Origin of the sequence: uncultured Veillonella sp., from assembly GCF_938010505.1 — a bacterium.
GTDB lineage: Bacteria > Bacillota > Negativicutes > Veillonellales > Veillonellaceae > Veillonella.
Genome location: NZ_CALLVP010000022.1, coordinates 1 through 25,147 on the forward strand (window position 1 = coordinate 1; position 25,147 = coordinate 25,147).

Here is a 25,147-nt window from a genome sequence, read left to right on the forward strand (position 1 = left end):
AGAGAATATCGAAATAGTCTAACCATTCTTCGCTTACTGAAAGTTTCCCTTCAAAAACAAGGTCTCGAGCCGTAAGTGTGCCCATTAATAACTGGCTCAATGCACCAACCTCAACGGTAATATCCGCTTCACCATCGAATGTATCAGAAATCTTTTTAACGGATGGCGTTAATGCACCGCCATATTGCACTTCATAACGGCCTTCGTTCCAGCTGCAAAGCCCATCTTTTACTGCAAAGGTCATTGTTATAGGCATCATCAATGCCTCTGGATTTACAGGAATCGCTTCAAAAGCAGCTTTTACATCTACAATACGGCTCATCATATACGGCATCGTAGCGTGACCAGTTCTACCATCAGGATAGAAGCGATAGTATGTATCGTGAAGACCTTCATTCCAACGAATAGAAGTGCCTTGAGAACGGTGATTATAGAAATAGTTCAATAATGCACGTTGTGCACGGCGTGTCGTGTAAACCAATTCAGAAACAGGAATTTCAGGCTGACCTAATCGATACACTGCATAACCTTCTATGATGTTATCATCGTTGCGCACTACAGCAATGTTTACGCCTTCTGCAAAGAAGCTGCCTAATAATCGTTTCCATTCCTTTTCACCGCGCTCTGCGTAGCCTGAAAGACGAGCCGTATATGTTTTATATACTGGATCTAACAAAGTCCATTGATCTACGCTATTTAGCAAGCCAAAGCTCAACGTTTTATCTGTCATAGGGCGCAAGTCTTCTAGCGACATGGTGTTCACCCATTGATGAGCATAGAGTTCCCAACCATATTGTTGATAGAATGCCGCCTTGGATGGCATCAAAATCGTCATAGCTTGGCCGCGTTTACGAAGCTCCTCTAGTGCAGAGGTCAATAATGCACCGCCTACTCCACCACGGCGAGCCGCAGGATGCGTTGCAACACCTACCATATAACTCGTAGGTAATACAGCACCGCGAACGTTAAGATTGTATTGACGCAAATGAACAGTGCTCAACAATTGGTCCTGTTCTAGGCCGACCATTGTATTCTCCGATTCATAGCAATTTGTAAAATAATATTGGAAGAATGGATCTTCCTTTGGTTCAAAGCAGTACGCCCATAGATTCTCCACATGAGGCGTATCTTGAGCCGTCGCAATTCTAAATTCCATATTTATATCCTCGTTATATCATAAGAGCTGTTATCTATCTGTCGCTTCACAGCGTATAATATCTAATCTAAGCACATCGCATCGCCATATCGCCGTATCGCCGTATCGCCGTATCGCCGTATCGCCGTATCGCCGTATCGCCATGATGATACGATAGTTACATTCAAATAGATAGGCTAACAATTCTATTATAACAAAATGAGCTATGAAGCACATCGGCTTCATAGCTCAAATTTTTATTTACCGCCTGTCGCATTATCAGCTTCATTAGCGTATACTGCGTCATATTTTTCTGCAAAGTGATCTGGATTATAAGATTCTTTTGCTTGACGAAGACCAGGCAAACCCATATCTTCTTCGCGGTTGATAAATTCTACTTCGCTAAATTCATGACGAATGAATTCATTGTTAATAGCTTGATACAAACCACGAATATCTGGATTTGCTTTTTCAATGTGAATCAAAGCAATTCTGTCATTGAGCAGCTCACCAATACTAAAGGCTTCAACGCGGCCGAATAATTTAATAGCACCGCCTTTAAGGCCCAACGCATCCCAGTTATCAAACAACAAATTGATGGCTACCAATTCATCTTCGATACCTTCTTCGTGATGCGTTTCCACCCAAGATGCTGCCGTTTCACGGCATAATGGAATGATATCTTCTGTAATTGGTACATATTCATAATTTGAATATTGCATGCGGAATTGATTTAAATGGTTTTTCTTTTGACGGAATTTCTTGCCGGACAAGTTGATAAGATCTTCAGACTTGTAAATATATTCATAGTTGTCACGGTCAGGAGTAAACGCATAACGACCAGGACACAAGTCTTCCATGCGCTCTTTTACGGCTTTGCTAACACCTTTGAAACGGAATGGCAATTTATTTTCTACGAACCATTCTTTAGCGCGCAACAAACCATCAAGGAACTTTGCATCTTTACCAGCAAATGGAGGCAATAGGAATGGCTCGCGCTTGCCACCACCTTGAATGTACAACACACCATTCTCTTCAGCCCAGCGAATACCATATGGCTCTTGCCACATGAACAATGTAGTAAAGCAATTATCGGATGCTTCATAATGATGTTGTTCAAAATATTTGTCGATTAATGGCTTATCTCTCAATTCAAAACGTTTAAATTCTAAAATAATAATCCCTCCTATCAGATTCCTCTTTGCGAGGTTGCTTTCACGGTCTGTGAAAGTTTCGATTCTATCATGCTCAAACATGATTCTAACAATCTAGTATTAAACCCATAGGGTTCGTAATTACAATTTTACAGATTCGCCCAACACAAAGGTGCCATCCGTTGTGATAACCTTATCACCTTCGTTTAGGCCAGAAATAATAGCTACATCATCGCCTTCTGTGATGCCTACCTCAACGACACGTACGTCAACTGTATTATTTTCGGTTAATACATATACATATTTGCCATCTTGATTTTCGCGAACCGCCTTCGTTGGAACGGTCAACATTTTTGCTTTCACATTAGATTCGATAACGAGTGTATAGAACTCACCAGCCTTAATTAGGCCTTTTTCATTGTTGAAAGTTGCTTTTACCAATACACTTGGCACAGTTTCTGGTTGAGTAATATCTACGTAAGTCAATTCACCTGGTAATTCTTGGTCGCCTACCTTGAGAAGTACCTTCATGCCATTCTTCGCTTCAGGTGTACCTAATTTCATAGCCGCATCACGAGGAATGCTAAGAGAGGCTACCATCGGTGTAGTTTGTTGAATCATCATAAACGGACGATCAGCAATCGCCATTTGACGGTCTTCGTTATAGATAGATGTTACCGTACCTGCTATAGGGGCTACGATTGTAGATGCCGCCATCTGTGCAGATACTTGCGCAATTTGTGCCTCAATAGCCGCCGCATTGGCGCCACCGCCACCACCAGTTGTGACAGTCGTAGTTTGTGGTCTAGCTCTTTCCAGAATACGCTCATATTCCTTTTGTGTAATCATGCCCGCTTCACGCATACGTTGAGCCTGTTCCAATTGGGCACTATCTATAGATGCTGCCGCCGTAGTTGTCACAGATGTCGTATATGATTGAGCTTGCTCTAACTGCCCTTGTAAGGATGCTAGTTGTTGCTGTAAAGCCGATGTATCTACAGTGGCCACGGTTTGACCTTGTTGTACTTGGTCGCCCACTTTCACGGCATACACGACCTGCCCCGTTAAAGTCGGCGTTATCGTCGCCTTGTTAAGGGCCGTTACATTGGCATCATTATGAATCTGCAACGGCATATCCTTGTACGTTACCTCCGCGACGGATACGGTTTTTGTACCACATCCCGCAATGGCGAGCGCCATAATCATAACACCAAGAATAGCAATTACAGAGCAAAAACGATTTATTTTCATTCTGTCACTTCCTATCATATTGATTTTTATCAATACCTTAGTATATCATAAAATCAATTAGAATTATATGAAAGCTATTTCCTTTAGTTTATGGATATAACGGAGGTTCTCATGGAAGAACGGATGGATTTTAGAATTTTAAATAATGGCAGCTTCATTCCCTCTATCGGTTATGGCACCTATAAAACAGGTACCGAAGGAGAGACAGAACAAGCCGTTGTAAATGCACTTGGCGTAGGCTATCGTTTACTCGATACGGCAGCCTATTACGGCAACGAAGAGGCCGTTGGTAGAGGCATCAAAGCATCTGGCGTTAAACGTACGGACATCATCATTACGACTAAAATATGGCACACTGATGCGGGCTATGATAATACGATGCGTGCTGTTGAAAGCTCCTTAAAGAAACTAGATACCAATTATATTGACATCATGCTCGTACACCAACCCCTTGGTGATTACTACGGCTCTTGGCGTGCCATGGAAGAGCTATACGACCAAAACGTATTGCGGGGCTTGGGTTTATCTAACTTCTACGAAGATCGCCTCATCGACTTGCTATACCACTGCAATGTAAAACCGGTGGTCAACCAAATCGAATGCCACCCATTCAACCAACGTCAATCTCTTTTACAATTGATGCGAAAGCATCAAGTCGTAGGTATGGCATGGTCTCCATTTACTCGTGATCGCCAACCGATTTTCGATCATCCAATCATTAAAAGCTTGGCTGAAAAATACGGTGTATCAAAACACCAAATCATCTTGCGTTGGCACATCCAACGAGGCATCATTCCATTGCCAAAGGCAAATAATGTGAGCCATATGAAAGCTAACTTCAATGTATTCGATTTCAAGTTAACCAACATCGACATGGACGTTATGGAATTATTAGACCAACAAGACTTCTTGGAAGACCATCACACCGCACCTGGTCTTGAAAGACTGTTACAACTCAAATAAAACATAATATACTAATTAAATACTAAGTAACATGCATTGTTGGTAACAATTACAATAAATATAACAGTCATGTCATCGCGATAAGCAAAACAGTATATAAAAATAAAACCACGTATATCTAACCTTTCATAAGAATAGATATACGTGGTTTATTTTATTTTGTCACATTAAATATGGCTTGTACAAGAATCATATACGCTACAGTTCCTGCCCCAATAGACATAAACATATTTCGCTTCCATATATGAAGCCCCACTGTAACTAACAAGGCAATCAATTTAGGAAGTCCGTAAGGATATGTCAGAACTACAGTATCTTTAAACGTGTACACAACAAGCAGGCCCATAACCGCTGCAGGTAAAGCTTTACCTAAGTACATTACAAAGTCTGGCGCCTTTTTACCGGGAGGGAAAATGAGAAAAGCAGCAAATCGTGTAAGCAATGTACCTGCTACTACAACAGCAACAGTAATGACCATTTCAAAACTAGTCAAGTCGTACACCTCCCCACTTATACGCGATATAAGATGCTACGAACATACAACTCATAGAAGTAAGCATAAAGATAGATTTCCCTACCAATAAAAGCATCGCCACCCCTATTATCGTACCAGCAACACCAAATAATCTTATATTATTATTCTTAGCATTTAACAGCATCTCTAAGAAAATAACAATAAATAAGCCTGGCAATACAAAGTCAATACCTCGTAAATCCACAGTGGCTAAAAGATTACCAAATAGTCCACCTATAAAAGTACTAACTACCCAAAATACATAATTTAACCAAGTTACGTGGAAATAGAACGACTTTTCATCTACATCATCGGGCAACTGAGTACTTACATTGATAGCAAAGCTTTCATCACACATCCAAGCAATAGTGGGGAACCATTTCCAGCCCATATTTACATATCGTTGTAACATTGATAAACCATAGAAGAAATGACGACCATTAACGAATAAGGTCAAAATAAAGGCATTGAGAGGATCAAATCCAGCAAACATCAGTCCTATCGTTACAAACTCCATGGAGCCCGCAAAAATAGTAGCCGCCAAAGCTGGTGCGGTCCACCAAGGGAGTCCTTGGCTAGTAACATAAAGACCAAAACCTAAACCTAAGAAAAACAAACTGATCCCTATAGGTACCACCAAAGGGAGCGCAAAAGAAAAGGCACTTCGACGTTTTGTTTCACTCAAAAGATTTCCTCCTTTCAAAATCATAAATTGTATATCATATAAAATGTAGTCAAGAGCTAAGCAAATTTAACCCCTCTATCCATTAATAAATACACTCTAATAATAAAAGACACCATATGGTGTCTTTTATTTAAGCTATTATATTATACATTCTGTGCGATATGTGTCAAATTTTGATTATTCTCAACATAACTCTTTATAAAGCACGCGTTAAAATTTCGCGAGCTACTTCTGGTGTTACATCGCCTTTTTCACCAAGTTGTGTCATACCATGATCTTCTAATTGTTTCACAATTTTATCAACTGCTTCAGCGCCAAGGCCATAGTCTTTCAAATGCGTAGATACACCAAGGGACTCAAAGAATTCACGAGTTTTAACGATAGCCTTATCTGCTTTTTCTTCTGTTGTACCTTCTGTGATATGCCATACGCGTGTCGCATATTGTGCCAATTTTTCGAGTTTATCTGCTTTTTTCACTTCCAATAATGCAGGCAATACGATGGCTAATGTTATACCGTGATCAAGATGGTACGCAGCGGTCAATTCATGTCCGATAAGATGTGTAGCCCAGTCTTGTGGCACGCCTGCACCAATCAAGCCGTTTAATGCCAAGGTAGAAGCCCACACGTGGTTAGCACGAATATCGTAATTTTCTGGATTTTCTACCGTTTCTTTGCCGATTTCAATCATAGTTTTCAAAATACCTTCGCTGAAACGATCTTGAATACGACCTTCTACAGGATATGTTAAATATTGCTCTGTCGTATGCACAAAGGTATCAATAACGCCGTTCTTAACTTGTTTTTCAGGCAATGTAAAAGTCAATGTTGGATCAAGCATGGAGAACTTAGGGAATACTAAGCTACTGAATACAGGGAATTTACCGTCTCCATAAGTAATAACTGCACCATTGTTCATTTCGGAACCAGTCGCAGGAAGTGTCATAACTGTACCAAATGGTAATGGATTTGGTACCATGTTTACCGGAACCTCTGGCACACCAGCTTTCATAACTTCAATGACAGGACCATCATAGGTAGCGCCCATAACGATGAGTTTTGTGGCATCCACAACGGAACCACCGCCTACAGCGAGAACGAAATCTACTCCATGTTCTTTAATGAAAGCTACCGCCCGTTCACAAGTTTCAAGAGATGGGTTTGGCTCAATACCGCCGAATTGTTCTACCTTACGGTTGCCAAGCGCCTTCACAATGCGATCAATAAGACCACTGCGTACTGCAGAGCCACCACCATAGGTAATCAATATCTTTGCATCCTTTGGTACCAAAGTGTCTAATTCATCTAAACGATCTTTACCGAATACGATATGTGTAGGATTATAAAAATCAAAGTTAAACATGATAACCTCCTAAGTGATAAATGATAAATATCAAGTATTAAGTGTTAAATTTTAAGTATTACGTATTAACTATCAAGTATTAAATATTGGCTATATCTACTATTTCCATTGAATTTAATTGTATAAAACTTATTATATATTATATCATACTTCGATGTTCTTAATATGTAGAATCTGTATTTATCGGTATCTACTTCATCCCTACTTATAAATATCCACTTAACATTATTTGTAGATAAGCACTAAGCCTCATAGTTTTAATCTATAGCCAACTGATATGTATTTATGATATGCAAAAGCCCATTCTCATGATAGGATATCTATATTACATATGTTGTAGAAAGGGATGTTATTATGAAATTCAAAAAGTTTATTGCTCCACTCCTCGTTGGTGTGCTTGCATTTGCCATCGCTGGTTGTGGTAATAGTACAAATCAAGCTAGTCAAACGCCAAAAGAAATCAAAATCGGTGCCACTGCTGGTCCTCATGCACAGGTAGCAGAAGCAGTAGCTAAGGAAGCTAAAAAACAAGGTATCGAACTTAAAGTTGTAGAGTTCTCCGATTATGTAACACCAGATAAAGCTCTTGCTGACGGTGACATTCAATTGAACGCGTACCAACACGTACCATTCATGGAAAACTTCAACAAACAAAACGGATCCAAATTAGTAGCTATTGGTAAAACGATTTTAATGCCAATGGGCTTATACAGCAACTCTGTACGCAGTGCTGCTGATGTTCCAGAAGGTGCTATCGTTGCCATTCCAAACGATCCAACTAATGGCGGCCGTGGTCTAGCGCTATTAGCTAAAGCAGGCCTCATTACGTTAAAAGAAGGCGTAGGCTTTAAAGCAACTGTAGCAGATATTACATCTAACCCTAAAAATCTTCAAATTCAAGAGTTAGAAGCAGCACAATTACCACGTAGCCTAGACGATGTTGTAGTAGCCGCAATTCCTATGAACTACGTTCAAAGCGCGGGGCTCAATGTAGAAAAACAAGGTTTTTTCTTAGAACCTAAAGATGAACCTTTAGCCGTTATGATTCTTGCTGTTCGTGAACAAGATAAAGACAACGAAACATACAAAAAAATCGCGGACATCTACAAATCCGATGCCATCAAGCAATTCATTAATGATACTTTTAAAGGTACCATTACATCTGCAAACTAAATAAATTAAAGACCGACCGCTATAATATTAGAGGCCGGTCTTTTTATTGGTAAAAGTCTCAATTTATAGGTAAAAGTTTTGTTATATGCAAAAAAACGATACCCTAATCAATTTAGAGTATCGCTTTTATTTTATTCTTCAGTATCGAATACAACGTCCAGTGGTTGACGTTCCACGATGTTACGATAACGAACGCGTGGATAGCCCATCAAGATAGCACCAGCAATAACTTTATCCTCTGGTACACCTAAAAGCTCCAACAATGGTTCATATTCTGCTTCGCCTGCATGTTCAAAAAAACCTGCCCAACAAGTACCAAGCCCTAATGTCGGCGCATATAGTTCAGCATAAGACAAGCAAGAGTGACCACTATCATGGGTACGGTGAATATCCTTTTTAGAGCCGATAGCCACTACGAGAGCCGGCGCATCGCGCAAGATATACTCCTTGCCTTTATCTACCTCTGCTTGAGCAGCACGAGCATAGAGACGCATAATCGGTACTGTTTTTGCAGCCAAATGCATCCACTCCAAAACGAGATCAGCAATACGGCGCAACTTTTGTTTATCCCGAATTACTATATACGAAATACCTTGTGTATTAGTCGCTGTTGGCGCCATTCTTGCAACGTTTAACACTTTGCGAATGAGATCTGCAGGGACTGGTTTATTTTGATAGTTACGAATAGAGCGACGACTGCGCATAAATAACTCAGCTTGCTCTGGCGTTAACTTAGGTTCTTTTGTAATATCGATTTGCTCCTTACGCGGTGTCATATCGCTGTCAAGAGCAAGTGTAGGGCATACGGAAATACAATGCCCACAGGAGATACAACCTCCCCTGCCAGTTACAGGTCCATCATCGGACATCACCAGCAAGCCTGTCGGACAGTCAGCAACGCAAAGGCCGCATCGTGTACAGACTTCTGTATTGACGGTAAATAACATCTGATAAATCCTCCAAACACTACTATAAAGCCTATTATAACATACAAAATCAAGTCATATCTAGTTTTAAACAATTATTCTAATTGTATTGGGACCCAACTAACATTTGTTCATCCGCTTTTAGGATGGGGCCCAGTCTCGTTAGTACAACTTGGTAAAAAAAGTAAGAATACGCTTGCTCCGTTCTTCGCAAAGTCGCTGCACAAGCGTATTCTTACTTTTTTATCACTGTATTTATAAAGATGTCCCATGCAAAAGCGTAAATAATCTAGCTAATACTTATATAGAGTCATTACAATTACACCTTGAAATAAATCATAGAAAACACTATCATTTTACACATTATAATAAACTTTATAGTAGTGGCGCCATGCCCACCGTATGGGAAGGACTAGCCAGAGGCTAATCTGCTGGCTAGTCTTGATGCAAATTCAGTCAAAACTACTTAGCCGCTCTCGCCTCTCCGCTCCTCTAATTATAAAAGCATATTGAGTAAATGTCGAATGTAGCTTGTCATGGGGTCGCTCTGTATATTAGCAGGGTAAGTCGCTTTGCTATGGGACTAATTTACATCAGGTGTTATAAAAATGAAACTGGGTACCTCTGCAGCGACTTTACGAAGGACGGAGCAAAGAGGTACCCAGTTTTATTTTTAATTAAGTTGTCGCAATGAAACGGGGCCCCATCACAAGCGGAAACCACATTTACTCAAATGCTTTTATAAGCTCCATGTATTGCGCTTTGTGTGTCAGTCTCCAAGTCCCAAAGTCTGGCTCAGGGGATTCGTTCAGAGTATTCGCCAAGGCTTCCATGAATTTCGGTATTTTTGTAGCAACAATATGCCCTGCCATTTTACCGAAGCTTTCAGAGCCCATGTGTTCTGATCCACCATCTACAAGGATGAATGCTACCATAGGTTTTTTATCTACTAATTTTACAGCACCATGGAATCCAATTTCACCGATTTGGTGTGTACCACAAGAATGTGGACAGCCAGATATATGTAAACGAGGTAGTTTTCTTGTGTCTACACCCTTTTTTTCAAGGTGTGCGAAGATATCTTTTAACAGACCGTTAGAGTCTTGCATACCAATCTGACATATAGTAGAACCAACACAAGATAGGGACGGCGGAAATCATTTTCGGCACTATCATCAGTTATTTCTGCAATTTTGCGTGCTTCATCAGCTGTAAGATTAATGAAGAACAATGCTTGGTCTGGCGCAATACGTGCTTCTACTTGGTCAAATGTCACTGCATAGTCAAGGGCAGCCAACAAGTGTTCTACGTTCGCATCACCACCTGCTGGATGGTATTCTACGTAATATAAACCTTCTTGTTTTTGACGGTGAATACGATAATTTTCCACAAAATCATCACGCTTACCAGTTTTTGTAATTTCATAAGCATAATCAGCTGGATTAATAGTTAGGTGTTCTACTTCTTTTACCATAGCTAGGGTTTCTTCATAGATCTTGATGAAAGCTTCCGCCCCACCCATTTCAGCCGGCATGTAACGGGTACGAGCTTTACCACGGTTTTTGAAATTACCATGATTAGCAAAAACCATAAGCATAGCTTTCACATGGTACAAAACATCCTCAGGTTGCACATCGTGTGCCACGGGAATCCCCATACGCGGATTCGGTCCGAGACCACCACAAGCATATACATCAAAGGTATTGTGTTTCGTCAAATTAAAGCCTAAATCCTTGAACGTAGAGTGCGGAGTGCTATCAAAGCCATTATCAATGCTCATCTTAAATTTTCGAGGAATCTTGATGTAAAACATTTGCTCCATGAGGAACTCGCTAATCGCCGTTGCATAAGGTGTAATGTCGAAAGTTTCACGAGAATCGATGCCGCGCAAAATACTAGCCACTACATTTGGATTATCACCACCAGCACCACGATTGTAGATACCATGTTCATGACACTCTTTGAAAAGGCTTAACATCGTATCGCCATCAAGCCCATGCATTTGCAAACATTGACCAGTAGTAAAATGGACGTGTTGCAAGTTATATTTACGAATGGAGTCCGCCAAGAACTGCATATGTTCTCGAGTCATGCGGCCCCCATTAAAACGCCAACGACTCATACTGGAGTTAGCTCCACGCTCTGCGTAACTACCAAAAGCTCCAGATTCACCTTTATAGTCAGCGATAGACATTTCTTTTTTATAAAATTTATGCGTCATATCTTCAAACTTTGAATAATCTGCAATTAATCGATCTTTCAATTCTTGTGTAATCATATATTACCCTCTTGGCTTATATCTATTAAGCATGATTTATAAATGTAACGGTTAGTATACCATACATGCATAAGTATGTTTATAGCTTAACTCACAAATTTTATACCGAATATTAATACTACTCTTTACAATCTGTAATAATTATTACTTTTAAAAAACAAAAAAAGAACAGCCCGATGGCTGTTCTTTTATGTTAGTTCTGATAGTTTTATATGATTAAGTGTTGTTAGTGTTGTTAGTTTTATAAACTTAAGTGTTATTAGTTTTATAAACTCAAGCTCTGCTAGGAATAACTATACTTTTAAGTTCATATCTAATCTTGGGGCCCTACACGCGACCTTCGTTAGGATTATTGTATGCGTCTTTATCGATAGTTCCCATAATTTTATCTACTACGAGAGCATTTGTTAAGGAACCAGATACGTTCAAACATGTACGGCCCATATCGATCAATGGATCGATAGCTAGGATTGGGCTAATAGAGGTGAAGTACGCACCAAGACCTGTACCACTAAGGGATACGGATGCAGCCATTGTAGCAGTACCTGGCACACCTGCGATACCAACGGAACCGATAGCGATAACGATAACACTCATGATGTACATAGTCATATCGAATGGAATATTCGCTACGTTAGAGATGTACACCACAACAAGTGCAGGGAATACGCCGGCACAACCTTGCATGCCCGCAGTAGTACCGAAGGAAGCAACTGTATTAGCAGTTGTAGCATTTACGCCAAGACGTTTTGTCAAAGTCTCTACAGTCAATGGCAACACGCCCATAGAGGAACGGGATGTGAAAGCCAATAAAAGAGGCGCTTTTGCTTTCTTGAAATATGTAATCGGATTGTAACCAAAGCTAGTAATCAAAATAGCTTGTACAACGAACATAATTAAGATACCAACGTAAAGTAATACTACAAATAAACCCATATCAAGAATAGCTTGTACGCCACGAGTTGCTAATGTAGAAGCTAGCAATGCAACTACGCCATACGGCATAAGACTAATGATAAAGTCAGCCACCCAGGAAATCAATTGGTGAAGCTCATCAAACAATTTAGTGAACATCTCCATGGAGTTTGTTCCTGTTTGTTTTAATAGGCGAGCTACGCTACCTAAGATAATTGCAAATACAACAATACCGATAACATTTGTTTCAGCAGCCGCTTGAATTGGGTTGCTTGGAATCAATGCACGGAATGTATCAACCATAGGTTTGATTTCACGAATCTTCTTACCAGATTCAATGATATCAAAGCCTTGCCCTAAACCGAAAGCATTGCCCAAAATAAGGCCTACTACAGCAGCAACGGCTACCATGCCGAGATTCGTAGAAATCATAGCAACTACTAACTTTTTAAGGTTAGCACCTGCCTCCATATGCAAAATAACGTGTACAATGGAGATAAAAACGATAGGAATAACAAGCATGCGGATTAAGTCGATGAAACCACCCCCTACAAGGGAGAACCACTTAGTACTTTCCTTGATATAAACCACTTTAGATGGATCATCAGGGAAGCCTGCAATAATTTGAACCGCTACACCAAGTACGGCACCAGCAATAGTACCAATAATAACGAGATTACCGAAGGATGTGCCCTTCCGTTGCAATACATAAATACCTATTAACACGAGCACAAACACCGCGATAATACCAATACTTAGTGGATTGCTTAACATGAGGTAATCTGTAAAGAATGGAATATTCATAATACACCTCTTTTAATTCATATCACAACAATAGGTTATGAACTTAGTATAGCATATATCGAAAAAAATACAAGTATAATATTTTGTTTTTTTAATAAAACATTATTTATTCTATAATATATACAAAAAAGGCGACCTTCCAAAAGAAAGTCGCCTTTAGTTACTCTGGTTAATTTAGTTACTATATTATCTATTAACTAAGATATATGTAACGCGGATAGGCCCATGAGCACCATCTACAGTTACCAACTCGATGTCAGCCGTACGAGACGGACCAGAAATCAAGCAAACATTTGTAGGGAATTTGGATGGATCGTTGTGATAACGTTCAGCCAAATGTTCCATTGTTTGCGTCATACGTGGATTAATTGTATCGGTATACAATACAGCAATATGAGTTTCTGGTAACAAGCTAATTGCACGACCAGATTCTTCACCAGACGCTTGTACTACGGTAGCAGTTTCAGCGATACCGCAGTATGGGAATGTAATACCGATATCAGCATTAGCAGTATTAGAAATACATTCTTCGCGACCTTTAGCTGGGTCCCATTGGAAGTATGTACGAACACCACCATTAGAAGCTGCATCTTGTTCGAATAATTCTTTTAATTTATATTCTTCAACTTCGGAGGAGCTTGGGAAAACAACTTTACCATTACCACGCTCTTCGATAACAGCCATAATAGTTTCACCTAATTTATCAGGTGTAGTATCTACAAATTTTGTACCTACTCGTTCACATTGTTCCTTGAACATAGTGATAACTTGTTCATGAGATAAATCTTTGAACATAGTTTCTTGAGGACCATGGCTATAATCAAAAGATTCTACAAATGTAGGAATTTGATCACGGCCTAATGCACGAGATAAACGTGCAACAAATTGATTACGTTTAGCTACATCCATTATTTTTTCTCCTTCTTCTTGTTCTTTTCATGTTCAGCATATAAATCGCGGAATTTCTTGAATTTTAAGGAACCCAATTCTTTAGACTTAGTCCAACCGTTCATAACCGGAACAGCTTGAGTCCATGCAGGCATGTTACCTTCTTTATTACTAATTAAGTTCATGCCGATAGCACCAGCTTTTGTACCAAGATCGAACAATGTTGCATTACCGAACATCTTAGCAGCTGCAGTGAAGATTGCTTCTTCTGCTTTCGGACGAGTTTTTTCAATGTCAGCCATAACGTGACGGTGTTCCATCAACAATTCATGTAATGGAATAGCTACTGGACAGTTTTCTGTACATGCACCGCACAATGTGGAAGCATATGGAAGATCACCAGCTACATCGTAACCTTTGAACAATGGAGTCAATACAGCACCCATTGGACCTGGATATACGGAGCCGTAGCCATGACCAGAAACGTGACGGTATACTGGACAGATGTTCATACATGCACCGCAACGAATACAACGAAGCATTTCTTGGAATGTACCTCCCAAGATGCCAGAACGACCGTTGTCGATAATGATGATATGAGTTTCTTCAGGACCATCAGCTTCCCCAGAACGAGCAGGACCAGTCATCATGGAGAAGTAGTTGGAAATTTTAGCTCCTACTGCGGAACGGTTCAACATTTCCATCATAACGTCAAGGGCTTTGAAGTCAGGAACAATACGTTCTGCACCTAAGAAGATCAATTGAGTCTTAGGAATGGAGCTAGCCATACGACCATTACCTTCGTTGGAAACGATTGTACATGTACCAGACTCAGCAACCGCAAAGTTACAACCGTTAACGCCCACGTCTGCGTTCAAGAAGCGCTCACGTACATAACCGCGTACGAAGTGAGTCATTTCTGTAGGGTTTTCAGTACCTGTATAACCTAATTTTTCAGCGAAGATTTCGCGGATTTTATTACGTTCGAAGTGAAGCCCTGGTACTACGATGTGAGATGGTGGGCTTACTGCAGTTTGCAAAATAAATTCAGCCAAGTCAGTTTCGTTAACTTCGATACCAGCCTCTTCTAGAACTTCGTTCAAGCCAATTTCTTCAGTCAAGATAGTTTTGGATTTAACGATCATTTTAGCGTCGCGTTGACGAAGGATGTCTAAGGCGATTTGAGTCGCTTCTTTGTCGTCAAATGCAAAGTGAACTTTAGAACCGGCTTTTTCAGCATTGTCAGCAAATTGACTTACATAGAAGTCCAAGTTGTTAAGTACGTGATCGCGAATTTTAGCCGCTTCAGCGCGGAAATCTAACCATTCAGGAACATCCGCAACTACTGTATTACGTTTATCATAAAACACGTCTTGTGCTTTTTTAATAGCTGCAACTTTGAAATCGTCAGCTAAACATTCTTTTATACGTGCTTTATAGGGGCGATTGTCATATATAAGTGCCATGTCGTCTCCTCCTTAACGGCAGTTTAAGATTTCAGCAATATGCATTACTTTGATACGGCGATCGATTTCACCATCTTTATGAAGGCGATCTAGCATACCAGCAATATTCATCAAGCACGCTTGGTCAGAACCGGAAATAACATTAGCACCTGTGCCAGCAATTTCCAATGCTTTTTCGCGTGTCATAACTTCACTGATTTCAGGGTTTTTAACGGAGAAAGTACCGCCAAAACCACAGCAACGATCTGCACGTGGTAATTCAATCAAGTTGATATCTTTAACGTTTTTAAGGAGTTTGAAAGGAGGCTCTTTAATGCCCATCAAACGAGTTACGTGGCAAGATGTATGATATGTAACGGATTCGTTGAAACGAGCCCCTACATCTTCAACACCTAATACGTCAGTAATAAATTGAGTAAATTCATAAATTTTGCCACTCAATTTTTCTGCGCGCGCCAACCACTCTGGTTGATCTTTTAAGAAATGATGATATTCATCACGGATTGCAAAAGCGCAAGATCCGGACATGCTGACTACATATTCAGCGTTCTCAAAGCATTCGATTGTGTTCTTAATTGCGTCCATAGCCGCTTCATTGTAACCGGAGTTAGTGAACATTTGTCCACAACATACTTGTTTCTTAGGTACTACAAGTTCGCAACCTAATCTTTCAAGTACTTCTACACCAGCCATACCTACATGAGGGTAGAACATGTCAATCAAACACTGTTGGAAAAGATGAATTTTCATATTATCTTCCTCGTCTTTTCTAGTACTTAACCTAATAAAAAATTTTGATATGTATGTGTTATGGCAATTTTAGTAGTGAATTTTTCGACTAAATTTCTGCCCTGAACATTACTTATGCTTTCAAATAAATATTCAAAAGCTCATCGATATAATTATAAATTAATCATATAGATATTGTCCAAAGAATTGCTATATTCGTATGTACCCTTTTATTTCTCATATCGTTATGACTTTTTGTAATAACAAACATTGAATTTTATCACATCTATTATTTCATTTATCAATTTTTCTTGCAAAAGCCCCATAAAACCTAGATTTTGGGAATGTTTATCATTTTGCATTTTTGGACATAAGAAAATCAAGTTTTATCTATATTTCATCCTATACTTACATAATCAAACTCAAAATTTCAAATTCATGTAAATTTTATCCTTATATATTACATTTTCTTATAGTAGTGTATAAATTTAAAAAGTGTTATAATTTATTTTATATAAGTATAGTTTGAAAGGAGCCCTTTTCAATGAAACTAAATAAATTATCTTTGTCCTTAGCAATTACATTGGCCCTTGGTTCTACATTCGGCATGGCTCACGCTGAAACTACCGCGGCACATACTAAAGCAACAACAGTAACAAATACGCAAGCTAAAGCAACTACGGTTAAAGCTACAACTGCTAAAGTGGATGCTAAAGCTACAACTGCGAAAGCAGATAATAAAGTGGATACTAAAGCTACTGCAGCAAAACCTGCAACTACTGAAAAAGTAGCAGCACCGAAAGCCGAAGCTAAACCAGCGGTTAAGGCAACTGAAGTTAAAGCAACTGCTAAAGCTAAAGAAACATTGCCAGCAGGCATATACACAGATACAAAAGATAACTGGGCACGCGACGCTATCCAAGCAATGTCTCAAGCCGGTTACCTTTCTGGTTATTCTGACAATACATTCAAACCTAGCGCTCAAATCACACGTGAACAAGCAGCTGCTATTTATGGCAAAGTGTTACAACACAACTTAAATGAGCAAGAATTAGCTGAAATTACAGCAAAAGAGTCTACTGCCTCCTACTCCGACGTAGAAGCAGATCGTTGGTCTAACTCCGCTATCAAATTGGTAAGCGCTGCTGGCGTAATGGAAGGCACATCTAAAACAGCTTTCACACCTAGCAAAACTATGAACCGCGAAGAGTTCGTTGCATCCGCAGCTAGCTTGGCTAAGAAATTAAATATCTCTACACCTGTGAAAACTGAAAAAGTGACATTCAAAGATGAAGCTAGTATTTCCACTGACTACTTAGCAGATATTCAATACATGGCACAACGTGGCATCGTAGCATCTGGTGCAACAGAAAGCTTCAACCCTAAACAACCTGTAACAAGAGCACAAGCCGCAACTATTTTGAACCGTATGCTCAACGGTGCTGGCCTTGCTACACCAAAGCATACTACAGAAGCTAAAGCAGAAACGGCTGTAAAAGAAGATCTCAATAAAGCTGATAAAGCAATCGAAAAAGATGCATCCAAAGTAAGTAAAGATGCAAAAAAAGATATGGCTAAGGCTGATAAAGACATGAAAAAAGAAGCCGCAAAGGCAGATAAAGCAGCAAAAGCTGAGGCTAAAAAAGCTGAGAAAGACTTAAAAGGCAACAAAGATGCTACTGTGGCGGAAAAAACTGAACTTACGCGCACAGCTCGCCCTGTTCGCCGCAGCACACTAAAAGCACTTGATCAAAAGCAACAATCTGCATTGGAAGATAAAGTATTTTCTGAATTAAATAAAACTTACAAAACAGAAGATGCATTTCAAAATTATGGCGTAATGTACTGGCGTGACAATCAATTACACGTAGCTTTGAAATCCAACAGCGATATTTCCACAGTAAAAGCAAATCTTGCAAACCGTGGCGACTCCACTGTAAACAACTATGTTGTAGTTGAATCTTCCCAATACAGCCAAGCTGAATACGATGCAATCGATACAAACTTCCGCAACTATTACAGCAAAAATGAAAAAGCAGGTACAATCCTAGCTACATTCCCTGATGTAGAAAACAACCAACTTTACGCAGTTGTAACTACTGCATCTAAAGAAACACAACAAGGAATCTCTAAGTTATTCGGTTCCAAAGTAAAAATGACAGTAAAACGCTAATCGGCGTTACACTTAACCAGCCAAAGCAGCGTATACTCAATAGTACTACGCTGCTTTGTTATATATCACTATGCATTCCAACTAGTTGACTACAATGCGATGGATATAGATTTTTATGCTGGTGAAAGTTTATATTCTTAGGCTATCGATCGTTAGCCTTTACCATGATTAGGAAGGATTTTTATGTACAAGAATACCCCTTACGCATTACGTGCCCTCGTGCTCGGCACATTATTGGCTACAACAGGCCTTGGTTTTGCTTCTGCAAACACAACCACTACGACACATACTTCTACAACTACTGTTGAGTCAGCTAAAATGGAAAATGCTAAAGCAGATGCAGCTAAAACGGAAGCTACCAAAACAGAAGCAGCTAAGGTTAAATCTACTATTACTGCATCACCTGTAGTTGTAAACACTTCTATTGGTACACCACAAGATATTCAAAAAATCCGTGCCCATATCTTTACAGATGTGCCTAGCGATTTTTGGGCTGCTAACGCCATTAGCACTGTAACTAAAGCAAATCTGATGAAAGGCTATTCCGACGGCACATTCCGACCTAATCAACCTATGACGCGTGAAGAAGTGGCAGCACTCTTCAACAACATCACGGATGATGGTACCGCAGCCTTCGTATCTAGTAAGTTTAAAGATATAACCTCTGATCGTTGGTCCGCTCTCGCTATCGACTCCGTAGCGCGTAAAAATATCATCAGCGGCTATGGCGATGATACATATAAACCAGAAAAATATATGTCTCGCCAAGAGTTTGCCGTAGTAGCAGATAACTACATTCATTATTTAGGCTATACTACTGAGGACCCAACAGTTCTAGATAGTGTTGCCTATGGAGACCAAAAATTTGTAGCTCCTTGGGCGCAAGACGCAGTTCGTGAACTTGCTTACCTTGGTTTCACAAACTACGCGCCTGGTACATTATTTAACCCTGAAAAATACGTAACTCGTGCAGAAGCAGCGGAAATTGCTTACCGCATGACGCAAACACAACAAGCGCTTGCCTTCCATAACACATTATTTAAACAGCAAGTAGAAAATAAAACAGCTAGTATCATCGACAAAGCATTAGGCTATGACAATGATTTCACTAAATTCCGTCAAGACGGAGCGCTCTTCTGGGAAGCAGGTCAATTACATGCATCCTTAACAGATCAAAAGAAAACCGACCTCGTTGCCAAAGCTATCGCAGATGCTCACGATCCGCTGTTAGATAGAACTGTAGTTGTATCAAAAGGTAAATTGAATCAGGCACAACTAGAGGAATATCAATCCGATGCCATCTCCCTTTACCAAGAGAAGGAACCAAAAGGCAAGATTCTCTCCATCTCTCCAAATACAGACACGAGTGCTCTTCTCATAACCGTTGATTCCATTCAAAAATCGACGCTAAAAGCATTTAAAAAGAAATTCCGTGATAATGTATTCTTACAACTACCACCAGAGCCGCTTACAAACTCCGATGGAAATATTCAATTCCCATTGCCTCCACGCGTAAATTACTACAGTGACAAGCAATAAAATAAGAACAGTAACAAAAGCCGTGTCATTACACGGCTTTTTGTTTTGATAATAACTTAACCTCTATAAACTTAAGTTATACATTTAAATTAATTCTTATTCAAAAAAAGAACCGCTCCTATTGGAGCGGTTCTTTTCACAATAAAACAGCTGTTACTATACACACATAATCGAATTTACACGTTTTCGATTAGTTTTTTGTTACATCATTTTCTCGGTCACGCAAGTTACCAACAGGCACATATACTGTACCTGCACTATGGATTGAATCCACATCTTGTTGCAAGATCATTACAACAGAATAATCATCAGTTGTGTAGAATTCAGTAGGCATTTTATCGATATTTACATCGCCACCCATTTTATCTTTCACATCTTGATTATTGTTAATAGCATTCACCAATTCTTTTTTGTTAAGACCACCAAGGTCGTACAAGGACAATTGACGACCTGTTGTAGTATTAAACGTGAATCCTTTTACATACATAACGCCATTCGCATCACGATCACGCATTGTGTACGTGTGAATCAATACGCTGAAAATGCCATTTTTATCTGTTTTCACATCGTAGTACATAACTACATTTGTTTTATTAGATTCTTTAGCATTTAACTTTTCTACATCGTTTTGTACTTTAGCAACGTACTTTTTGATAGCCGTATTGATTGCTTTTTCTACCGCCGGGCTAACAGATTTAACCTCTGGGAATACTAAGTCCAAATGATCTGTAGTAGATTCCACAGGAGATACGGCAACTTCTTTGCGATCCATATAGCGATCCGCATTTGGAGCTACTACTTCAACCGGATCAACTCTAGTTGGAATAGTACGTAACGCACGATTTTGCTCTGGTGTAGCAGTGCTAGAAATACGATATGTTAAATCATTACGATTTACTCGATTCGTATTTGCTTGATCTGCTTGTACGACTACAGTATCTTGCGTTACAGGAATTACTTCGCTTGCTGCGAAGGAGGCTACTGGCAATGCAGCAGCCATCATGATGAGTACAGACTGTTTTAATTTCATTGTTCAACCTCTTATTGTTCTTGCTCAGCTTTCATAGCAAGAGCTTCTTCTCTATTGAATTTGTGTGTAACAACACGGCGAACAAGATAGAGACCAGCGAATACGAATGCAAGCAATCCTAACCATTGTGCTGTGCTTTCAAATCCAGGACCTACTAATTCGAGTGGGGATTCCCCCCCACCAGTTGTAACAGACAATACAATAATAACAGCTATGATTACACCAATCAAGCTTTCACCAACAATCAGACCAGAAGCGAAGAGAACACCACGGCGATTCGATTGCTCAACATCGTAGTCAGCAAGCTCACCGGCACGCATTTTAGCACGAGCTACAAGATAACGACCTACAAAGTAGCTGATGAAAGAACCAATAATAAGTGGCACTTCTAAAGTAGGTGGTAAATAAATACCCATACCAACAGCCAATGGAGGCAATGTTAAAGTAGCAGTTGTGCTCTTGAGAATCAAGTTTACGATAATTGCCACAATACCAACGCCAACGCCGATTAAGATATAATCCCAATCCATGCTGGAGTTGAAGATACCTTGAGCAATGGTAGTCATCAAAGTCGCTTGTGGAGCAGATAATGCAGCATTAGGATCCATTTCAGCACGTGGTAACGCACCTGTGAAACCGTATGCTTGGTAAAGCAAGTTAAGAACTGGAGCAATTGCAACAGCACCGGCTACAGAGCCAAGTAACAATGCAATTTGTTGACGCCAAGGTGTAGCACCAACGAGTTGACCAGTTTTCAAATCTTGCAAATTGTCATTAGAAATAGATGCAATCGCAATAACTACGGATGTCATAAAAATAGCCATAGCTGTCGCGAATTGAACACCAGCTTGTGTAGCAAACAAATTATTTTCCGCTGCGATGAAGTATACAACTAAGGAAGAAATAATAGTCGCTAAAATACCAATACCGGAAATTGGAGAAGCAGATGTACCGATGAGGCCTGCCATGTAACCACATGCTGCAGCTACGAAGAAGCCGATTAACAACGCTACTACGATACCTACTACAACAAGTGTCCACATCAAGCCTGCACTAATAGGTACAGCAGATACGAAGTCCCAGAAAGTGAATACTAAACCAATAAGAATAAGAACGAATACGCCTAAAACGGATTTTGTACTCATATCTGTATCCATGCGATGCAATTCACGTTCAGCAGAACTGCTGTTCATGGATTGTACAGAAATTTTCATACCTTCGATAATAGGTTTAATTAAAGTAACCAAAGTCCAAATCGCGGCAATACCGATAGCACCAGCACCGATGAAACGAACTTTTTCTTTCCAAATGCCCATTGCGAATTTAGCAGTTACGCCACCATCTGGAGCATATAGGTTAGTTAAGTAAGGTACGAATCCAGCCCACGCGATGAGTACACCAACGAGAATAGCGATACCAGAAGCGATACCGATAAGGTAACCAGCACCTAACAACGCTGTAGAGAATCCCAAAGGAATTTGAGTAATGCCTTTGCTACCCACAGGGATCCAGAAACTCATGCTATCGCCAAGCACTTTGAAACCATTTGCACAAAGGCTGATAAGACCAGCTACAAAACCACCAGATACGATGTCGGTCATACCGGAGCTAGATTGAGGGCCTTGTTCACCATTGTGAGAGCCAACTTTCAAAATTTCTGCTGCTGCACGGCCTTCTGGATATGGTAAATCACTATTCACTACCATAGCACGACGCAATGGAATGGTGAATAATACACCTAGACAACCACCGCATGCGCAGAGCAAAAATGTTTGCCAGAACGGAAAGCCATTCCAATACCCAAGCATGAGTAAACCTGGCAAAATAAAGATAATGGCGGACAATGTACCAGCGGCAGAAGCCTGCGTTTGTACCATGTTGTTTTCAAGAACGTTAGAATCCTTGAAGAACCGTAAAATCGCCATTGAAATAATTGCTGCCGGAATGGATGACGAGAATGTCAAACCAACCTTCAAACCGAGATATACGTTAGATGCTGTAAAAATAACAGTAATCAATGCACCAAGTAGCATCCCACGCAACGTCAGTTCCGGCAGATGAAGGTCATGGCTCGTAAAGTCATGTTTCATAAGTACTTACCTCCTCTGTGAAATCATAAACTTAAAACAATATACTAAGCTACTTCCATTTTAACGTGTTAAAGCGATGATTTCAATATATATACGATATTTATAATGTATACATGTTTTATTCGACCCTTAACTATATAGGAAAAGACAATAGTCCAAAAGACTCCAAAGCCACCTATCCCGCTCCGCGGAGACGCTAAGTCGTTTTTGTAGGACCACCACGGTAATATACACCTAATCGTTTTACTATAAGAATAAACCTTTCATTATTCACCAAGTAAAATATTTAATTTATAATTTTTCTAGATATAACGTATTATCAATCTTACATATAGATTGAAATCATATAGGTATGAGGAAAAGGAGGGCGCAATATGCGTCCCCTTTCTTATATGCGCATTATGCATATACACCTATCAATTATATGAAAATAGAAATCATTATCTTTTATTCTGTACAAATATACAGGATTTTATATAATTAAAGTACCGACAATACGGTCGGCATGTCTTTTAAGGAGGTTGTAAGCATTATGGAAACAAGAATTGAATACGATTCAATGGGACCAGTCGAAGTCGACGCTAGACGAATTTACGGACCTCAAACGCAACGCTCGTTCAATAACTTCAAGATCGGTGACCACCGCATCCCTATTGAACAGATCAAGGCGCTTGCGCTTGTCAAAAAAGCATGTGCTTTAACCAATGCAAAGTGTGGCGCAGTAACTGAGGAAAAAGCGAAACTCATCGCTCAAGTAGTAGATGAAATCGTAGACAGCAAGTGGGATGAAGAATTCCCGTTGACCGTATTCCAAACAGGCTCTGGCACACAAACGAATATGAATGTGAACGAGGTAATCGCTCACCGGGCTAAACAGTTAGATGAAGCTAATCCGCTCCATCCTAACGACGATGTAAATCGCGGTCAAAGTACAAACGATACATTCCCTACGGCAATGCATATCTGTGCGTACTTTGAAATTACAAAACGCGTAATTCCTGCATTGGACGGCCTTATCGGATCCTTTGAAAAATTGCAAGAAAAAGGGAAAGGCTTGCAAAAAGTTGGTCGTACACACCTACAAGATGCTACTTTCATCATGGTGGACCAAGAAATCAGTGCCTTTGTGGACGGTCTAAAAACTGCCAAAACTATGCTCGTTCAAAACGCTGATTACCTTCTCGACGTAGCCCTCGGCGGCACTGCCGTTGGTACAGGTGTGAACACGCCTAAAGGTTATCTAGACGTTATGGAAACTGTGTTACCAGAGGTAACAGGCGCACCATTCCGCGTGAAAAACAACAAATTCCAAGGGCTTGCCCTCAAAGATGCTTTCATGATGGCTCATAGTGCACTCAACACATTGGCTACTACACTATTCAAAATCGCTAACGACGTGCGTTTCTTAGGCTCTGGTCCTCGCTGCGGCTACGGCGAATGGCATCTACCTGAAAACGAACCGGGCTCCTCCATCATGCCAGGTAAGGTAAATCCTACACAATGTGAAGCCTTGACCATGGTATGCGCCCAAGTATTTGGCCATAATACGACTATGACAATCTGTGCAGGTAGCGGTGCATTCCAATTGAACGTGTATATGCCTATCATGATTTATGACTTTGTTGAAAGCTGTCGCCTCCTCGCAGATGCGATGAATTCTTTCACAACACACTGTATCGACGGTGTAGAATTCGTACCAGAAAAACTCAACTTCTTCGTAGAACAATCCCTCATGATCGCAACATCCTTAACACCATACATCGGTTATGACAAGAGTGCTCAAGTTGTAAAAGAAGCATACAAACGCGGTTGCTCCATTAAAGAAATTATCTTGGAAGAAAAACTCATGACAGAAGACGAGTTTGCTGAAGCAGTTCGCATGAAATAAAATCTCTCACATCTCTATGACATATCTGTAACATCCTCTCATACCTCAAATGAACGGAAAAAGCCCCGATACATTATGTATCGGGGTTTTCTATTTATTGTGCCACTCCATCAAAGAATGTAATAACTGTAATTTCTCGTGGGCAGTTGATACGGATCGGGAACCAGTGTCCTGTGCCGTTAT

Annotated in this window: 19 protein-coding genes and 1 pseudogene; 5 read left to right on the forward strand and 15 right to left on the reverse strand. The window is 40.0% G+C overall.

Going from position 1 to position 25,147, the window contains the following annotated elements; genetic code table 11:
• The 4 genes from eis to Q0507_RS00945 form a co-directional block, all read right to left on the reverse strand.
• A partial coding sequence (eis, locus tag Q0507_RS00930) for an enhanced intracellular survival protein Eis (RefSeq protein WP_298711034.1) occupies positions 1 to 1,156 on the reverse strand: 1,156 nt, incomplete at its 3' end.
• A 30-nt stretch (positions 1,157 to 1,186) separates the two neighbouring features.
• Positions 1,187 to 1,381, reverse strand: coding sequence for a hypothetical protein (locus Q0507_RS00935; RefSeq protein WP_298711037.1), 195 nt, complete (start codon positions 1,379 to 1,381; stop codon positions 1,187 to 1,189).
• Positions 1,382 to 1,392: 11 nt separating this feature from the next.
• Positions 1,393 to 2,310 (reverse strand): DUF2156 domain-containing protein, encoded by a 918-nt coding sequence (locus Q0507_RS00940; protein WP_367268434.1) that lies wholly within the window; start codon positions 2,308 to 2,310, stop codon positions 1,393 to 1,395.
• Between the two features lie 120 nt (positions 2,311 to 2,430).
• A complete protein-coding gene (locus Q0507_RS00945) occupies positions 2,431 to 3,540 on the reverse strand; it encodes an efflux RND transporter periplasmic adaptor subunit (protein WP_298711040.1) in 1,110 nt (369 codons plus the stop codon).
• 111 nt (positions 3,541 to 3,651) lie between these two features.
• On the opposite strand from Q0507_RS00945, the gene Q0507_RS00950 reads away from it, so the two are divergent.
• On the forward strand, positions 3,652 to 4,503 hold the full coding sequence (locus tag Q0507_RS00950; protein WP_298711043.1) for an aldo/keto reductase: 852 nt from the start codon (positions 3,652 to 3,654) through the stop codon (positions 4,501 to 4,503).
• A gap of 154 nt (positions 4,504 to 4,657) precedes the next feature.
• Here the strand turns inward: Q0507_RS00950 and Q0507_RS00955 are convergent, their stop codons facing one another.
• The 3 genes from Q0507_RS00955 to Q0507_RS00965 all read right to left on the reverse strand — a co-directional run bounded on the left by Q0507_RS00955 (position 4,658) and on the right by Q0507_RS00965 (position 7,065).
• Complete coding sequence (locus Q0507_RS00955; RefSeq protein ID WP_298711046.1) at positions 4,658 to 4,996, reverse strand: branched-chain amino acid transporter permease; 339 nt, start codon at positions 4,994 to 4,996, stop codon at positions 4,658 to 4,660.
• A complete protein-coding gene (locus tag Q0507_RS00960; RefSeq protein WP_298711092.1) occupies positions 4,989 to 5,654 on the reverse strand; it encodes an AzlC family ABC transporter permease in 666 nt (221 codons plus the stop codon). Before Q0507_RS00960 ends, Q0507_RS00955 begins: the two co-directional genes overlap by 8 nt.
• A gap of 244 nt (positions 5,655 to 5,898) precedes the next feature.
• Positions 5,899 to 7,065 (reverse strand): iron-containing alcohol dehydrogenase, encoded by a 1,167-nt coding sequence (locus tag Q0507_RS00965; RefSeq protein WP_298711049.1) that lies wholly within the window; start codon positions 7,063 to 7,065, stop codon positions 5,899 to 5,901.
• A gap of 354 nt (positions 7,066 to 7,419) precedes the next feature.
• On the opposite strand from Q0507_RS00965, the gene Q0507_RS00970 reads away from it, so the two are divergent.
• Positions 7,420 to 8,238: a MetQ/NlpA family ABC transporter substrate-binding protein gene (locus Q0507_RS00970; protein ID WP_060919098.1), complete on the forward strand. Its 819-nt coding sequence runs from the start codon at positions 7,420 to 7,422 to the stop codon at positions 8,236 to 8,238.
• Positions 8,239 to 8,369: 131 nt separating this feature from the next.
• Here Q0507_RS00970 and Q0507_RS00975 read toward each other — a convergent pair whose 3' ends face one another.
• The 6 genes and pseudogenes from Q0507_RS00975 to Q0507_RS01005 all read right to left on the reverse strand — a co-directional run bounded on the left by Q0507_RS00975 (position 8,370) and on the right by Q0507_RS01005 (position 16,265).
• Positions 8,370 to 9,185, reverse strand: coding sequence for a nitroreductase family protein (locus tag Q0507_RS00975; RefSeq protein ID WP_298711057.1), 816 nt, complete (start codon positions 9,183 to 9,185; stop codon positions 8,370 to 8,372).
• A 704-nt stretch (positions 9,186 to 9,889) separates the two neighbouring features.
• Positions 9,890 to 11,442: pseudogene (locus tag Q0507_RS00985) on the reverse strand (nitrite/sulfite reductase).
• A 327-nt stretch (positions 11,443 to 11,769) separates the two neighbouring features.
• A complete protein-coding gene (locus Q0507_RS00990) occupies positions 11,770 to 13,161 on the reverse strand; it encodes a cation:dicarboxylate symporter family transporter (RefSeq protein ID WP_298711065.1) in 1,392 nt (463 codons plus the stop codon).
• A 186-nt stretch (positions 13,162 to 13,347) separates the two neighbouring features.
• Complete coding sequence (locus Q0507_RS00995) at positions 13,348 to 14,070, reverse strand: lactate utilization protein C (RefSeq protein ID WP_298711068.1); 723 nt, start codon at positions 14,068 to 14,070, stop codon at positions 13,348 to 13,350.
• Positions 14,070 to 15,515, reverse strand: coding sequence for a LutB/LldF family L-lactate oxidation iron-sulfur protein (locus Q0507_RS01000; protein ID WP_298711071.1), 1,446 nt, complete (start codon positions 15,513 to 15,515; stop codon positions 14,070 to 14,072). The genes Q0507_RS00995 and Q0507_RS01000 overlap by 1 nt, the downstream gene beginning before the upstream one ends.
• Before the next feature lie 12 nt (positions 15,516 to 15,527).
• Positions 15,528 to 16,265, reverse strand: coding sequence for a (Fe-S)-binding protein (locus tag Q0507_RS01005; RefSeq protein WP_060919104.1), 738 nt, complete (start codon positions 16,263 to 16,265; stop codon positions 15,528 to 15,530).
• 523 nt (positions 16,266 to 16,788) lie between these two features.
• Here Q0507_RS01005 and Q0507_RS01010 point away from each other — a divergent pair.
• Both Q0507_RS01010 and Q0507_RS01015 read left to right on the forward strand, forming a co-directional pair.
• The gene (locus Q0507_RS01010; protein WP_298711074.1) at positions 16,789 to 18,417 is read left to right on the forward strand and encodes an S-layer homology domain-containing protein; all 1,629 of its coding nucleotides are present in this window, start codon (positions 16,789 to 16,791) and stop codon (positions 18,415 to 18,417) included.
• Positions 18,418 to 18,600: 183 nt separating this feature from the next.
• A complete protein-coding gene (locus tag Q0507_RS01015) occupies positions 18,601 to 19,956 on the forward strand; it encodes an S-layer homology domain-containing protein (protein WP_298711077.1) in 1,356 nt (451 codons plus the stop codon).
• A gap of 190 nt (positions 19,957 to 20,146) precedes the next feature.
• On the opposite strand, the gene Q0507_RS01020 is transcribed toward Q0507_RS01015, so the two are convergent.
• Both Q0507_RS01020 and Q0507_RS01025 read right to left on the reverse strand, forming a co-directional pair.
• On the reverse strand, positions 20,147 to 20,986 hold the full coding sequence (locus Q0507_RS01020; RefSeq protein WP_298711081.1) for a hypothetical protein: 840 nt from the start codon (positions 20,984 to 20,986) through the stop codon (positions 20,147 to 20,149).
• Between the two features lie 11 nt (positions 20,987 to 20,997).
• Positions 20,998 to 23,076 carry an OPT family oligopeptide transporter gene (locus Q0507_RS01025; RefSeq protein WP_298711084.1) on the reverse strand — a complete coding sequence of 693 codons (2,079 nt, stop codon included), beginning with the start codon at positions 23,074 to 23,076 and terminating at the stop codon, positions 20,998 to 21,000.
• A 532-nt stretch (positions 23,077 to 23,608) separates the two neighbouring features.
• Here Q0507_RS01025 and Q0507_RS01030 point away from each other — a divergent pair.
• Entirely contained in the window at positions 23,609 to 24,964 is a 1,356-nt protein-coding gene (locus tag Q0507_RS01030) for a lyase family protein (protein ID WP_298711087.1), read from the forward strand.
• The last annotated feature ends 183 nt before the right edge of the window (positions 24,965 to 25,147 follow it).

What these genes read in the sequence shown, in the direction of transcription:
- Q0507_RS00935 (WP_298711037.1), bottom strand. Translation starts at nt 1,381, where the DNA reads ATGAAGCCGATGTGCTTCATAGCTCATTTTGTTATAATAGAATTGTTA.
- Q0507_RS00945 (WP_298711040.1), bottom strand. Translation starts at nt 3,540, where the DNA reads ATGAAAATAAATCGTTTTTGCTCTGTAATTGCTATTCTTGGTGTTATG.
- Q0507_RS00950 (WP_298711043.1), top strand. Translation starts at nt 3,652, where the DNA reads ATGGAAGAACGGATGGATTTTAGAATTTTAAATAATGGCAGCTTCATT.
- Q0507_RS00965 (WP_298711049.1), bottom strand. Translation starts at nt 7,065, where the DNA reads ATGTTTAACTTTGATTTTTATAATCCTACACATATCGTATTCGGTAAA.
- Q0507_RS00970 (WP_060919098.1), top strand. Translation starts at nt 7,420, where the DNA reads ATGAAATTCAAAAAGTTTATTGCTCCACTCCTCGTTGGTGTGCTTGCA.
- Q0507_RS00975 (WP_298711057.1), bottom strand. Translation starts at nt 9,185, where the DNA reads ATGTTATTTACCGTCAATACAGAAGTCTGTACACGATGCGGCCTTTGC.
- Q0507_RS00990 (WP_298711065.1), bottom strand. Translation starts at nt 13,161, where the DNA reads ATGAATATTCCATTCTTTACAGATTACCTCATGTTAAGCAATCCACTA.
- Q0507_RS00995 (WP_298711068.1), bottom strand. Translation starts at nt 14,070, where the DNA reads ATGGATGTAGCTAAACGTAATCAATTTGTTGCACGTTTATCTCGTGCA.
- Q0507_RS01000 (WP_298711071.1), bottom strand. Translation starts at nt 15,515, where the DNA reads ATGGCACTTATATATGACAATCGCCCCTATAAAGCACGTATAAAAGAA.
- Q0507_RS01005 (WP_060919104.1), bottom strand. Translation starts at nt 16,265, where the DNA reads ATGAAAATTCATCTTTTCCAACAGTGTTTGATTGACATGTTCTACCCT.
- Q0507_RS01010 (WP_298711074.1), top strand. Translation starts at nt 16,789, where the DNA reads ATGAAACTAAATAAATTATCTTTGTCCTTAGCAATTACATTGGCCCTT.
- Q0507_RS01015 (WP_298711077.1), top strand. Translation starts at nt 18,601, where the DNA reads ATGTACAAGAATACCCCTTACGCATTACGTGCCCTCGTGCTCGGCACA.
- Q0507_RS01020 (WP_298711081.1), bottom strand. Translation starts at nt 20,986, where the DNA reads ATGAAATTAAAACAGTCTGTACTCATCATGATGGCTGCTGCATTGCCA.
- Q0507_RS01025 (WP_298711084.1), bottom strand. Translation starts at nt 23,076, where the DNA reads ATGAAACATGACTTTACGAGCCATGACCTTCATCTGCCGGAACTGACG.
- Q0507_RS01030 (WP_298711087.1), top strand. Translation starts at nt 23,609, where the DNA reads ATGGAAACAAGAATTGAATACGATTCAATGGGACCAGTCGAAGTCGAC.